This window comes from Burkholderia sp. Bp9142 (assembly GCF_003853415.1).
In the GTDB taxonomy this organism is placed as follows: domain Bacteria; phylum Pseudomonadota; class Gammaproteobacteria; order Burkholderiales; family Burkholderiaceae; genus Burkholderia.
This window is the reverse complement of the sequence record NZ_QTPP01000007.1, coordinates 1-12,753: the sequence shown is the minus strand read 5'-3', so window position 1 is coordinate 12,753 and position 12,753 is coordinate 1. Positions and strand designations below refer to the sequence as shown.

Below are 12,753 nucleotides of genomic sequence, written 5' to 3'. Positions count from 1 at the left end.
AATAGCTATGACCGGGTGTAGTCGGCAATCTGGGCGAGCGTCAGTGCTCTTACGTCTTCGTGCTGGTGCGCCGCCCTGTACCAATCGACGATCTTGTCCAGGGTGAAATCGAGATTCCAACGGGGATGCCATCCAAGCCGGGCACGTGCTTTTGAGCAGTCGAGCTTGAGGTAGGTAGCCTCGTGCGGATGATCGCCGCCATCCAACTGCCAGCGTGCGTTGTCGCCCCACCGGGAAGTCAGGCGCTCGACAATCGCTTGCACCGGTTGTGCATCGATATCGTTAGGCCCGAAATTCCACGCGCCGGCGTAACATGCCCCTTCGACGTAGAGTTTCTCGGCAAGCAGCAGATAGCCGCCAAGCGGCTCCAGCACGTGCTGCCAGGGGCGAATCGCATGAGGGTTGCGGATGTTGACGATTTCGCCGGCGCTGATCGCCTTGACGATGTCCGGAATGAGGCGGTCCGATGCCCAGTCGCCTCCGCCGATCACATTACCGGCACGTGCACTCGCAATTGCCACGCGATGTGTATCGTAGGCGGCTTCGTTGAAGAACGAATTGCGATACGCGGCGGTTACGAGTTCGGCGCATCCTTTGCTGCTGCTATACGGGTCGTAGCCGCCCATCGCCTCGTTCTCGCGGTAGCCCCATTCCCATTCGCGGTTTTCGTAGCATTTGTCGGTCGTAACGATCACAACCGATCGGACACTGCGTACTTGACGGATTGCGTCCAGTACATGCACGGTGCCCATTACGTTGGCTTCATACGTTTCAACCGGGCTCGAATACGACGTACGAACGAGCGATTGTGCCGCCATGTGGATCACGACTTCCGCCTCGGCACGGCGCAGCGCGTCGAGCAACTGTCCGCGATCGCGAATATCGCCAATGACGGACTCGATGCCCTCCTCCACTCGTGCGAGGGAAAACAGGTTTGGCGTCGTGTCAGGCGCGAGCGCATAACCCGTGACCTCTGCTCCGAGCGAACGGAGCCACAGCGTCAACCAGCTCCCCTTGAAGCCCGTATGACCTGTCAGAAAGACACGTTTTCCGGACCAGAACGACGAGGCGATCATGACCACACCTTCCATGGCGCCTCATTGGTCTGCCAAAGTTTTTCGAGGAGCAATTTGTCCCTCAACGTATCCATCGGCTGCCAGAATCCTTCGTGCTCGTAGGCGGCGAGGTTGCCCTGCTCGGCGAGTTGCTCGAGCGGCGCCTCCTCCCAGACGCATGCATCGCCGGAGATCAGATCGATCACTTTCGGCGACAGTACGAAAAAACCGCCATTGATCATGCCGCCGTCACCCTTGGGCTTTTCCTTGAACGACGTGACCTTGTTGCCGTGAATATCCAGCGCGCCAAAGCGGCCAGGCGGAAACGCGGCCACGAGCGTGGCGAGCGTGTTGCTCTTCTGGTGATACTCGATGAGTTGGGTGATATTGACGTCACTCAGGCCATCACCGTACGTGAAACAGAACGCTGCCTCGTCCTTGACGAAATTCTTCACGCGACGAAGACGCCCCCCCGTCATGGTCGATTCGCCGGTATCAACCAGCGTGACTTTCCAGGGCTCCGAATATTGCTGATGCACCTGCATTTCATTGGTCCGCATGTCAAACGTGACATCGGACGTATGCAGGAAGTAATTCGCGAAATACTCCTTGATCATGTAGCCCTTGTACCCGCAGCAGATCACGAAGTCATTCACACCGTAAGCGGAATAAATCTTCATGATGTGCCAGAGGATCGGTTTGCCGCCAATTTCGATCATCGGCTTCGGGCGGTTGACCGTATCCTCCGAAATGCGCGTTCCCAGCCCACCCGCAAGAATGACTGCTTTCATCAGAATCCTGTGTTGAACGTTGAACGTCGAGCGGGCTAGCTGCCCTGCCCGGAGGGGTGACAACAGCGGATCGCGTGCTCAACTAACGTGACGAGCCGGATAGTCGTCGCGACTCGCGTGTCGATGTCGCGACGGGACAATTTGGAGGAGCTGTTTCACTTCGTTTGACGACCCAAATATCCTCGCCGGATGCCCTGGTTGGCAACCTTGCCGGACACGTCGGAGTGCAAGGATTGTACGAAAACGCAAAGGATACGGCTTTCAGATGTCAGGATTGTCGCGCCGCTGGTGGAACATCGGTTGCTTCAGATGCAATCAAGGGCGGCGGCAGGATGGCAGAACATCTCGAGGACACGAACGCACCTTTCCGAACCGACGCATCTCGTCGATGGATCGAAATCCCACGCGACAACATGTATCTGAACTCGAAATTACAACAGATTCCCGCTCGGAACGAAAGTAGTCGCAACCCCAATCAGGCGCGGGCGACTACCGATTTCGTGGTCTGACGCCATTTCCATCCACGCCATTCGACTCGCACCCGTTCCATTCCTGATGCATGAATTCTGACGGGAACCAGACTTTTCCCGAAAATTCGCCGCCCGGAATACGCCACCGGCTCTGATCTGCGGGGCTTATCGTCATACCTTCGACGACCCGCATGCGCCGCCGCGCAATAGTCACCGCTCATTGCATCAACCCCGTCCTGACCGGCGGCATCAAGCTCGCATCCGCCCCCGTCACGATAAACGTCCCCGTCGCCGACGCCCCCGCAGGCCGGGCCAACGCACTGCTGTCCGCCAGCGCGTTCGCATCGACAACGATCTGATTCGCCGCACAACCATTCATCAACAGCGACACTGGCGTACCCGCAATCGCCGAGAACGTATTCCCGGTCGCACTGAACGAACAGACATTCCCGTACGCCCTGAATCCCGCATACCCCGAGCCCGTCATGCGATTGCCCGTCACCGCGACAAGCGACACCGTCCCCGTCCACGTATCCAGCTCGATTGCCCCCTGCTGCGTCGGCTGCAGCCCGTTGTTCACGTTCGAGTTCTGGATGTTGGTCACGGTATTGCCGGTGACAACGACGTTCGATGTCCCGTAAGTCTTCCAGCTGTCTTCCTGCGCGACCAGAATGCCCGCCGCCTTCTCGATTCCGTCGACCGTATTGTTCGAGATCGTCACCGCCTGCCCGCCGACAACGGCAATACCGCGCCCCCAGGGGTTGCCCGACACTGAATTGTGGTCGATCAGCACGTTGCTGCTGAGCCGACCGTCGCCGAGATAACTGACCACGGCGATCAGGTCGTCACCGGTGCCCGTCACCGTGTTGTTCTGCACCAGCACGTTGGTCGACCCGTAGGTGGTATGGATGCCGTCGGCCAGCGTCGCGCGCACGGTATTGCCCACGATCGCGATACCGCTGCCGCCGAACACGAAGATCCCGGCGCTCGCGCCGCCCTGGATCGTCACGCCGAGCACCTGAACGTCCGTGCCCGTCACCTCGACCTTGGTCGACTCGGGTGTCGTGAGCCGCGTCGCGCCAGTGCCGGCGAGCGTCACGCCGACGAGCGTCGAACCCGCGCCGCTCATCACGAGCGTCTGGTCGGCCGGATTCGTGGCGGCGAGCGTCGCGCCGTATCCGGAAATCACCGCCTGCGGCACCGTCACGGCCAGCGAATGCCCGACGACGTAGCGCCCGGGCGCGATGACGAGGCGCTGGCCGGCCTTCAGGCTGTCGAATGCTTTCTGCAACGCGTCGGCCTGGTCGCTGCCGTCGGCGGCCGGAGAGACCGTCACATCGGCGACGAGAACCGGTTTGGTGCCGGTGGAAGGCGGAAGCGTCGAGCCGGACGCGGCACCGGTCGCCCCGGCGGCCGGCGCCGGGCTGCCGGAATTCGCTGATGAAGCCGATGCGCCGGATGCGGCACCGGCAGGTGCGACGGACGATGTCGATGTGCCCGCAACGGTTTGCGATGCCGGTGCCGCGTTGTCGTCGCCGCCGCCACATGCGGCAAGACAAAGGCAGAGCGCGGCAAGCATCGCCCGATCGACTGTACGCATACGATGTTCCGCTATCCCAAGTTGGCGTCATCGTAGGTACGCCAGGCCACTTTGTAAATGAATTCCGTGCAGCGATTGTCATGACGCGCATCAAACCGTTCGTTATCCTCTGTCATTCATCGCGGCTGACACGCATCCGGTATTGCGTAGAAGCCCGAACCTTCCTCAATACGCAGACCTCGGGATCGGATTCCGGCGCGCGCGGCATCGGTGCCTCGGCTGCCGGCAGCACACAAGCGAATTACATCGCAGTTCTACGCTTATGCATTCGCACCGCCATCGATTGTCAACCCGATACCATTAATCGACCGCCCTTCCGGCCCGACGACGAACGCGACGAGCGCCGCGACGTCCTCTGCCTTGCCATACCGCGGAATGGCCATCCGCGAACGCTGCGCACCGGCATGCTCGCCGTCGGCCGGATTCATGTCGGTGTCGGTCGACCCCGGATGCACGAGATTGACCGTAATGCCGCGCGCGCCCAGATCGCGCGCGAGCCCCTGCGTCCAGCCGATCAGCACGGCCTTGCTCGCCGCGTAGAGGCTCATCCCCGCATCGGGCACGCGCGTCGCGAGACAGCTGCCGGCCGACACGATGCGCCCGCCCTCCCCGAGATGCCGCGCGGCCACCTGCGACGCGACGATCACCGCGCGCAGATCGGACACGGTCCGGCAAACGCTGATCGCCATGCGCGAGCAGACGGTCGCCGCGTTACGCGCACGGCTCGGCGAGGGCGTTGCAACGGGCGCGCTCTCCACGCACGCGAACCTCGACGCGATCGCGCGCGACTACGTGACGGTGCAACAGGGGATGTCGATTCAAGCATGCGACGGCGCGAGCCGTCGCGATCTGGAAGCGGTCGCGCAAGCCGCGCTGGCCGCGTGGCCGGCGCTCGCGGGCGCGAGCGGCGGATAACGGCGGGCTCCGGAATGAAACCCGCGAAACGCACGCGCGGCCGTGCGACGGCAGGCGCCCCCGCATGACCGCGCCGGTCGGTGCTTTACTGCGTCACGGCGTGCTGTACGTCCTTCGACGCATGCCACACGCGGTAGCGCACGTCGAAACCGTCCGGCACGTACACGACAAGCGGCAGGCGGCTGTTGTAGCGCAGCAGCTGGCCGTCACCACGCACCTGCACGAACCGCCGCTGCGGCGCCTGCCCCGGGCAGGCCATCAGCGTCGATGCCGGCCCCTTCACGTCGGTCAGCCGATAGTACGTATCGCCCCAGCCCTTCACGTCCTCGGCGCTCAGCTCGCCGCCGAACCATTGCTGGTTGCAGTCGGTCTGCAGCGTCTTGCCGATCATCAGCTCGACACGCGCATCGCCTTCGTTCTCGAGCGCGGGCAGCGCGATCACCGCGCGCTGCTGGCCGGCCGCCGGCTGCGGGAACATCTTGATCGATTCGGCCGGCACGGCGGGCGCCGATGCGGGCCCGGCCGCGCAGGCGGCGGCGGTCGTCACGCAAAAGGCGGCCAGGACGGCCCGGATCGCGAATTTCATCGATGTGCTCCTGATAGACAAATAGGCCCGGGATGCTAACACTTTCGCCGCGAGACCTTACGACGCTGTAATTTGTCGACACAATTGCAAACAGCCGGGAATCCCCGCACGCGGTACTTATAGCGGAATCAACGGAGAACATCATGCTGAAGCTCATTGCTGCCGCCAGCGTCGCCACGCTGCTGGCCGGCTGCGTCGTCGGCCCGGACGCCGGGTACGGGTACGGTTACGGCCAGCCCTACTATTCCGAGCCCGGCTACGCGTACGGGCCGGCCTACGGGGCGGCCCCCGTCTACGGCACGGTCAATATCTGGGGCGGCGGCGGCGGGCGCGACTGGGATCGCGGACACCGCGACTACCGCCGCTGGGATCGCGATCGCGGCGATCATGGCGGTTGGGGACGCGGCGGCGGACGCCGCGGCGACTGGAACGAAGGCGGAGACGGCGGGCGCGGCAACGGCGGCCATCGCCACTGATCCCGCGGATCCAATTGCAACCGTTTGTATCCGCACGCGGCCTCGCTCAACCACCGTTTGGCGCGCAAATAGCGGCGCCCCCGACATGACAAAGGCCCTCGCATCACGCGAGGGCCTTTGCTTTTGTCGTCCGGCGCACCGGCGATTCAATGGGCGCCGGGCCCGGTCACCCGCCCGCTTACCAGCCGGCCGGCTGCGCATAGCCGCCCGACACGGGCGCGCCGCACACGTACGCGCGCTGATAGCGGTCGTAGCAATAGTTCGGGCCGTCGTCCTGGTACTGCGCCTGCTGGTAGGTCGGATAAGCCGGCTGCTGGTAGGCCGGTGCCTGGTAGTACGTCGGCTGCTGGTAGGCCGGCGCCTGATACACGGGCGCCTGGTACGCGACGGGCGGACTCATCGCGGACGTCACGATCGCGCCGAGCACCGCGCCGCCGATCAGCGCGCCGATGACGGCGCCCCCGTCGCGGCCATGCGCGGACGCCGGGCCCGCCACGGCGAGCGAACCGGCGAGGACACATACTGCGGCAATCTTTTTCATGATGGACTCCCACGCGAAGTGGTACTGGATGCGATGCATTGTGGCTGCCCGCGGCCGTAATAGATGCAGCAAGTGGTAACGCGCCATTACGCGTATCACGCACACCGGAACGCGGCACTGCCGTGCTACGATTTTCGGCACACAGGAGACGCCTTCATGCAGCCCGAAACCGCCCGCCGTTTCGATACCGAATTCGCGCCGCGCATTGCGCAGGCGATCGCCGCCTTCTTCGCCGATCACGTGCTGACCGACGTCGTCCCGTACGGCGGGCACGGGCAACCGACGTGCGTGCAGATCCGCAGCGCGCCGCACGAGCACGTGAGCGGCTTCGTGCATCCGCTGAACCTCGAGCTGACCTGGGACACCGACGAGATCGAACGGCTGATGGAGCCCGACGGGCCCGCGCGGTTCGAGCACTACCTGAGCGCGCTGCCGAGGAAGCTGAGCGCATGGCAGGGCGCGCGGGACATCGATCTCGCGTCGCGCACGCAGGCCGACCCGCTCGTGCGGCTCGGCGGCCTCGACTTCGAAGGCTGAATGCACGCGCCGGCCGGCGGCCGGCGGCGCCGGCGTCGCGCGATGCGGCCCGGTGATACACTCGACCGGTCCCGCTCCTGCGCCGCCAGGCCGGCCGGGCCATTCACCGCCGCCTCCACCCGCAGGCATGGTTGCGCACGCAACCGGCACCCGGGCGTGCGCACAACCACGCTTTCGCTCCCGTCATGAACGCCGACTCCGGCCTGCCGCTTCCGCAACGCTACTGGGCGATCGTCTGCGTCGCACTGGGCATCACGCTCGCCGTGCTCGACGGCGCCATCGCGAACGTCGCGCTGCCGACGATCGCGCGCGACCTCCACGCGTCCGACGCCGCATCGATCTGGATCGTCAACGCTTACCAGCTCGCGGTCACGATCACGCTGCTGCCGCTCGCGTCGCTCGGCGAGCGCGTCGGCTATCGCCGCGTCTACATCGCCGGCCTGGCGCTCTTCACCGCGTCGTCGCTCGGCTGCGCGCTCGCCGGCTCGCTGCCGACGCTTGCCGTGATGCGCGTGATCCAGGGGTTCGGCGCGGCCGGCATCATGAGCGTCAACGCGGCGCTCGTGCGGATGATCTACCCGTCGTCGATGCTCGGGCGCGGACTGTCGATCAACGCGATGGTGGTCGCGCTGTCGTCGGCGATCGGCCCGACGGTCGCGTCGGCGATCCTGTCGTTCGCGTCGTGGCCCTGGCTGTTCGCGGTCAACGTGCCGATCGGCATCGCCGCGGTGTTCGGCAGCCTCCGTGCGCTGCCGGCCAACCCGCTGCACGACGCGCCGTACGACTTCCCGAGCGCGCTGATGAACGCCTGCGTGTTCGGCCTGCTGATCATGGCCGTCGACGGGCTCGGTCACGGCGAAAGCCGTGCGTACGTCGCAGTCGAACTGGCCATCGCGCTCGGCGTCGGCTACTTCTTCGTGAAGCGGCAGCTGTCGCAGCCGGCGCCGCTGCTGCCGGTCGACCTGATGCGCATCCCGATGTTCGCACTGTCGATCTGCACGTCGGTCGCGTCGTTCACGTCGCAGATGCTCGCGTTCGTCGCGCTACCGTTCTGGCTGCAGAATTCACTCGGCTTCTCGCAGGTCGAGACCGGCCTCTACATGACGCCCTGGCCGCTCGTGATCGTGATCGCCGCGCCGCTCGCGGGCGTGCTGTCGGACCGCTACTCGGCCGGCATCCTCGGCGGAATCGGGCTCGCGCTGTTCGCGGCCGGGCTGCTGTCGCTCGCGACGATCGGCGCGCACCCGGGCACCGTCGACATCGTGTGGCGGATGGCGCTGTGCGGCGCGGGCTTCGGGCTGTTCCAGTCGCCGAACAACCGCGCGATGCTGTCGTCGGCGCCGCGCGAGCGCAGCGGCGGCGCGGGCGGGATGCTGAGCACGGCGCGCCTGACGGGCCAGACGCTCGGCGCCGCGCTCGTCGCACTGATTTTCGGGCTCGCGCCCGACCGCGGTCCGACGATCGCACTCTATGTCGCCACGGGGTTCGCCGCGGTCGCCGCGGTGGTCAGCATGCTGCGCATCGTGTCGCCGCGGCCCGACGCGGCGACCTGACGCCGCCGCGCGCCGCGTCCGCACGTCATGCGGCGTCGAGCGCGTCCATCACGAAGCGCACGCGCGCCTTCACGCTCACGCGCGGCAGTTCGATCAGCCGATAGCCGTACGCCGTATAGCAATCGACCATCGCGTCGTAAGTGCGCACGGCCTCCGCGAAATCCTGCCGCCGTTCGGTGTCCTGTGCGTAGATCTCGGGCCACGGCGGCGCGATGAACACGCGCCGGTGATAGCGGAAGCGCCGCGCCGCGGCCTCCGCATGCGCGGGCACCGCGAGGCCCGTGAGCCGCAGGTAGCCGATCACGTCCGGCACGCCGCGATCGAAGAACACGGGCCCGCGCGCGCAGCGCGCGAGATGGTACGAACGCATCTCCCAGTTCAGCATCAGCTCGGCGAACGCGGCCCGGTCGCGCCACGGCAGCGCCGGGCCGTCGATCGCCATCTGGTCGCGGATCACGCCGCGGCCGGCCTCGTGCGAGCGCGCGAAGCCGCTGCGCTCGAGTGCATCGAGCAACGTGCTCTTGCCCGAGCCGGGGCCGCCGGTGACGACGAAGAAGCGGGCGGACGCGTCGTCCGCCGCGCCGCCCGCCTCCACGCGCTCAGACATGCGCGGCCCGCCGGCCCGCGCGCTGCGTGACCGACGCGGCCGCCGCGACGCTGCGCAGGTCGGCGACGAACGTGTCGCGCCAGACCGACAGGTTGTTTTCGCGCAGCCGCGCGAGGTTCTCTTCATGCCGTGCCTGCCGCTCCGCGAGCGGCATCGACAGCGCGCGCTCGAGCGCGTCGGCCATCTGCGACAGGTCGTACGGATTGACGAGCACCGCGCCGGTCAGCTCGGCCGCCGCGCCCGCGAATTCCGACAGCACGAGCACGCCCGGATCGGCCGGATCCTGCGACGCGACGTATTCCTTCGCGACGAGATTCATCCCGTCGCGCAACGGCGTCACGTAGCCGACCTGCGACATCCGGAAGAACGCCATCAGCAGATTGCGCTCGTACTTGCGGTTCAGGTACTGGATCGGCGTCCAGTCGAGCTGCGAGAAGCGGCCGTTGATGCGGCCGGCCTCGCCTTCGAGCGTTTCGCGAATGCGCTGGTAGGTCTGCACGTCGGAGCGCGTCGGCGGCGCGATCTGCACGAGCGATACGCGCCCCTGCCAGCCCGGCGCGTTGGCGAGCATCCGCTCGAACGACTGGAAGCGTTCGACGAGCCCCTTCGAATAGTCGAGCCGGTCGACGCTCATCACGAGCTTGCGGCCGTCGAGCGCGTCGCGCAGCATCTTGACCGGCTTGCGCGCGCCGTACTGGACGGCCGCCTCGGCGATCGCGTCCGGATACACGCCGATCGGATAGGCGGCGACCTTCACGACGCGGCCGTGCGCGTGCAGCATCCCGTCGTCGCTCGCCGCGCCGATCCCGCGCCGCTCGATGTAGTCGGTGAACGCCTGCTTGTCGGCGCCGGTCTGGAAACCCGCGATGTCGTATGCGCACATGAACTTCACGAGTTCCTCATGCGGCGGCACGACGCGCAGCATGTCGGGCGACGGAAACGGAATGTGCAGGAAGAAGCCGATCGGGTTCTTCACGCCGAGCTCGCGCAGGCAATGCGCAAACGGCAGCAGGTGGTAGTCGTGCACCCAGATCAGGTCGTCGGGCCGCAGCAGCGCGGCGATCTGCTTCGCGAGCATTGCGTTCACGCGCAGATAGCCCGCGTACTCCTGCCGGTCGAAGCGCGCGAGATCGCCGCGATAGTGAAACACCGGCCACAGCGTCGCGTTCGAGAAGCCGCGATAGTACTGATCGTAGTCGCGCCGGGTCAGCCCGACCGTCGCATACGTGACGTTGCCGTCCCGCTGGATCGCGGGGGCGGCGTCGGGCGTACCGACGATCTCGCCGTTCCAGCCGAACCAGACGCCGCCGGTCTCCTTCAGCGCGTCCATCACGCCGACCGCGAGACCGCCTGCGCTCGGGCGCGTGTCCTCGCCGGCGGCGACACGGTTCGATACCACGATCAATCTGCTCATGCGGCTTCCCCTCCTCGATTCGATTGGATGACGCGCGGCGCGCGCCAAGGCGGACGCGACGGCCCGGAGGCAGTCGCGCGGCGATTCAGATGTGAGCGATGCGACAAAGAGCGCAATGAAATGCGGCAGCGGAATGCAACGGCGACGGGATCAAGCGTCCTGCTCCTGGCCGAGGTCGCGTTGATAGTCGAGCCCTTCCGGGCGTGCGCCGCCCTGGTTGTGATCGCCGTCGGACGGCGTCGCGTCGGGCGCGCCGGCAGGCGGTGCGGCCGGCGTGTCGGTCTGCGGACGCTCGGCGCCCGCATCGGGCGGCCGGGGAGAAAACCGTTTCGAACGGCGCATGGCTGGGTGTCTCATATGTGGCGCGGCTCGGAGCCGTCGTAGAAACATTCCATAACTAAACAGTCTAGGTCGCTTCCTCGCACGCCACGGTAACAATTACCTTCAATTTGTAACGTTTCGACCCCGGTCCAGCCATCTGTCCGACAATAGCGCCGCGCGTATGCGCGCGAGCCGCCGCGCGGCGATTTGTCAAAGCTTTGCAATTTTCCTATGACAATTGCGAAACAATGACGCGGCAAGGGGGCGCGCATGCGTCGCCGCTCACCCAGACAGGACTTGCACTCAGGGATGAACATTCGTTTCGAACCGCCGCGCCGGGCCATGACGGCGCGCACCGTGCTGGCCGCGCTCGCCACGGCCGCACTGCTGTCCGGCTGCAACTCGCTGTACAGCGAAGGCGCGACCGCCGGCGCCGGTATCGCGGGCGCCGCGATCGCCTCCAAGGTCACCAACAATGCCGCCGTCGCGACGGGCATCGGCCTCGGCGCCGTGGCCGGCGCGCGGGCGGGCGTCCAGTACACGCAGCGCGTCGCACACCGCTACACGCAGGAACAGATCGCGAAGGCGGCGGGCCCGCTCGACGTCGGCGGCGTCGCGCCGTGGTCGACGCACCATTCGTTCCCGATCGAGGACGACGAACAGGGCCGCGTGACGGTCAGCCGGATGATCAGCATCGGTCCGCTCGACTGCAAGGAAATCGTGTTCGCGGTCGACACGCCCGCGAAGGCCGACAAGGCCGCGCAATCGGCGTTCTACGTCGCCACGATCTGCCGCGACGGTCCCGTGTGGAAATGGGCGGCGGCGGAACCGGCGACCGAACGCTGGGGCGCGCTGCAATGAGCGTCGCGATCCGTATCGCGGCGATCGGCGCGCTGTGCGCGGCCAGCGCCGCGCTGTCAGGCTGCGGCTCGGTCGGCGCGGCGAGCGGCGCGCTCGCCGGCGCGGCGACGGGCCTCGTCACCGCGAATCCGGCCGTCGGCGTCGGTGTCGGCATTGCCGTGCAGGCGGCGACGGACGAAGCCGTCAACCGCACGATGAAGCAGCTCCATCAGAACCAGCAGGACGCGATCGCGAAGGCGGCCGGCAGCCTGGCCGTCGGCGAAGTGAAACCGTGGCAGGTGAAGAACACGCTGCCACTGGAAAACGGCGAAGGCGAGGTGCGCGTCACGCGCGCGTACTCGACGGCGCTTGCGCTGTGCAAGGAATTCGCGTTCTCGGTGAAGGACGGCGACAAGGCCGACTGGTATTTCGCGAATGCGTGCCAGCAAGGCACGCACTGGAAGTGGGCATCGGCGGAACCGGCCGTCGATCGGTGGGGCAACCTGCAGTAACGATACGATGCACGGCGCCTGGCAAGCGCGGCGCATGCGGATGCCGGGCCGCACGGCCCGGCTCGGCGGCTCAGGACTCGACGTCCTCGAGACTGAAGATTTCGGTCTGGTCGTTGTACGAGAAGATCTCGCCGTAACGACCCCAGTCGATCACCGCGTCGAGCGTTTCCTCGGCCGCGCCGTCCGACAGGAAATCCTCCAGCTCCTGCTCGAAGCGCACGCGCGGCGCGCGATGGCCCGGGCGCTCGTTCAGCACCTTCTTGATCCGCGCGGCGAGCGGCACGTGCTTCAGCAGGTGATCCGCGAACATCAGCTTGCGCTCCTGCGTGCCGAACTCCGCGAACACGCGCCCCGGCGGCGTCAGGAACACGTCGCCTTCCCGCACGTCCGCGAAACCGAGGTACTGCAACACTTCGGCGATCGGGAACAGGTCGTCCACTTCCAGATGCAGCGTGCGCGCGATTTCCGGCATGTCCGCGCGGCCGTGGTACGGCGCCATCGCGAGCGTCTCGATCAGGCCGGCCATCAGGTTGGT

At 66.4% G+C, this 12,753-nt stretch carries 14 protein-coding genes and 2 pseudogenes; 6 read left to right on the top strand and 10 right to left on the bottom strand.

Going from position 1 to position 12,753, the window contains the following annotated elements; translation table 11 throughout:
* Window positions 1–5: 5 nt before the first annotated feature.
* The 4 genes and pseudogenes from rfbG to DIE22_RS09900 all read right to left on the bottom strand — a co-directional run.
* Window positions 6–1,091 carry a CDP-glucose 4,6-dehydratase gene (gene rfbG, locus DIE22_RS09915; RefSeq protein WP_260426637.1) on the bottom strand — a complete coding sequence of 362 codons (1,086 nt, stop codon included), beginning with the start codon at window positions 1,089–1,091 and terminating at the stop codon, window positions 6–8.
* Complete coding sequence (gene rfbF / locus DIE22_RS09910) at window positions 1,073–1,846, bottom strand: glucose-1-phosphate cytidylyltransferase (RefSeq protein WP_124502033.1); 774 nt, start codon at window positions 1,844–1,846, stop codon at window positions 1,073–1,075. Before rfbF ends, rfbG begins: the two co-directional genes overlap by 19 nt.
* Window positions 1,847–2,533: 687 nt before the next feature.
* Window positions 2,534–3,652: a right-handed parallel beta-helix repeat-containing protein gene (locus DIE22_RS09905; RefSeq protein WP_124604975.1), complete on the bottom strand. Its 1,119-nt coding sequence runs from the start codon at window positions 3,650–3,652 to the stop codon at window positions 2,534–2,536.
* A 524-nt stretch (window positions 3,653–4,176) separates the two neighbouring features.
* Window positions 4,177–4,575, bottom strand: a pseudogene (locus DIE22_RS09900) (SDR family oxidoreductase); the annotation flags it as partial.
* Here DIE22_RS09900 and DIE22_RS09895 point away from each other — a divergent pair.
* Window positions 4,508–4,831 (top strand): annotated as a pseudogene (locus DIE22_RS09895) (TetR/AcrR family transcriptional regulator); the annotation flags it as partial. The pseudogenes DIE22_RS09900 and DIE22_RS09895 overlap by 68 nt on opposite strands.
* An 85-nt stretch (window positions 4,832–4,916) precedes the next feature.
* Here DIE22_RS09895 and eco read toward each other — a convergent pair.
* Window positions 4,917–5,417 carry a serine protease inhibitor ecotin gene (eco, locus tag DIE22_RS09890; RefSeq protein ID WP_124604974.1) on the bottom strand — a complete coding sequence of 167 codons (501 nt, stop codon included), beginning with the start codon at window positions 5,415–5,417 and terminating at the stop codon, window positions 4,917–4,919.
* Window positions 5,418–5,560: 143 nt separating this feature from the next.
* Here eco and DIE22_RS09885 point away from each other — a divergent pair, with 143 nt between their 5' ends.
* The gene (locus DIE22_RS09885) at window positions 5,561–5,893 is read left to right on the top strand and encodes a hypothetical protein (protein ID WP_124604973.1); all 333 of its coding nucleotides are present in this window, start codon (window positions 5,561–5,563) and stop codon (window positions 5,891–5,893) included.
* A gap of 178 nt (window positions 5,894–6,071) precedes the next feature.
* Here DIE22_RS09885 and DIE22_RS09880 read toward each other — a convergent pair whose 3' ends face one another.
* Entirely contained in the window at window positions 6,072–6,473 is a 402-nt protein-coding gene (locus tag DIE22_RS09880; protein ID WP_124502029.1) for a hypothetical protein, read from the bottom strand.
* 117 nt (window positions 6,474–6,590) lie between these two features.
* On the opposite strand from DIE22_RS09880, the gene DIE22_RS09875 reads away from it, so the two are divergent.
* Window positions 6,591–6,971 carry a DUF5594 family protein gene (locus tag DIE22_RS09875; protein ID WP_124502028.1) on the top strand — a complete coding sequence of 127 codons (381 nt, stop codon included), beginning with the start codon at window positions 6,591–6,593 and terminating at the stop codon, window positions 6,969–6,971.
* Window positions 6,972–7,156: 185 nt separating this feature from the next.
* Window positions 7,157–8,524, top strand: a complete 1,368-nt coding sequence (locus DIE22_RS09870) for an MFS transporter (RefSeq protein WP_124604972.1) — start codon at window positions 7,157–7,159, stop codon at window positions 8,522–8,524.
* Between the two features lie 25 nt (window positions 8,525–8,549).
* On the opposite strand, the gene DIE22_RS09865 is transcribed toward DIE22_RS09870, so the two are convergent.
* The 3 genes from DIE22_RS09865 to DIE22_RS09855 all read right to left on the bottom strand — a co-directional run bounded on the left by DIE22_RS09865 (window position 8,550) and on the right by DIE22_RS09855 (window position 10,887).
* Entirely contained in the window at window positions 8,550–9,131 is a 582-nt protein-coding gene (locus DIE22_RS09865) for an AAA family ATPase (RefSeq protein ID WP_124502026.1), read from the bottom strand.
* The gene (gene otsA / locus DIE22_RS09860) at window positions 9,124–10,545 is read right to left on the bottom strand and encodes an alpha,alpha-trehalose-phosphate synthase (UDP-forming) (RefSeq protein WP_124502025.1); all 1,422 of its coding nucleotides are present in this window, start codon (window positions 10,543–10,545) and stop codon (window positions 9,124–9,126) included. Before otsA ends, DIE22_RS09865 begins: the two co-directional genes overlap by 8 nt.
* A 150-nt stretch (window positions 10,546–10,695) precedes the next feature.
* A complete protein-coding gene (locus DIE22_RS09855; protein ID WP_124502024.1) occupies window positions 10,696–10,887 on the bottom strand; it encodes a hypothetical protein in 192 nt (63 codons plus the stop codon).
* A gap of 288 nt (window positions 10,888–11,175) precedes the next feature.
* Here DIE22_RS09855 and DIE22_RS09850 point away from each other — a divergent pair, with 288 nt between their 5' ends.
* Window positions 11,176–11,727: a hypothetical protein gene (locus DIE22_RS09850; RefSeq protein ID WP_124502023.1), complete on the top strand. Its 552-nt coding sequence runs from the start codon at window positions 11,176–11,178 to the stop codon at window positions 11,725–11,727.
* Complete coding sequence (locus DIE22_RS09845) at window positions 11,724–12,218, top strand: hypothetical protein (RefSeq protein WP_124502022.1); 495 nt, start codon at window positions 11,724–11,726, stop codon at window positions 12,216–12,218. The genes DIE22_RS09850 and DIE22_RS09845 overlap by 4 nt, the downstream gene beginning before the upstream one ends.
* Before the next feature lie 70 nt (window positions 12,219–12,288).
* Here DIE22_RS09845 and DIE22_RS09840 read toward each other — a convergent pair.
* Window positions 12,289–12,753: AAA-associated domain-containing protein (locus DIE22_RS09840; RefSeq protein ID WP_049006564.1), on the bottom strand; the 465-nt coding region annotated here is incomplete at its 5' end.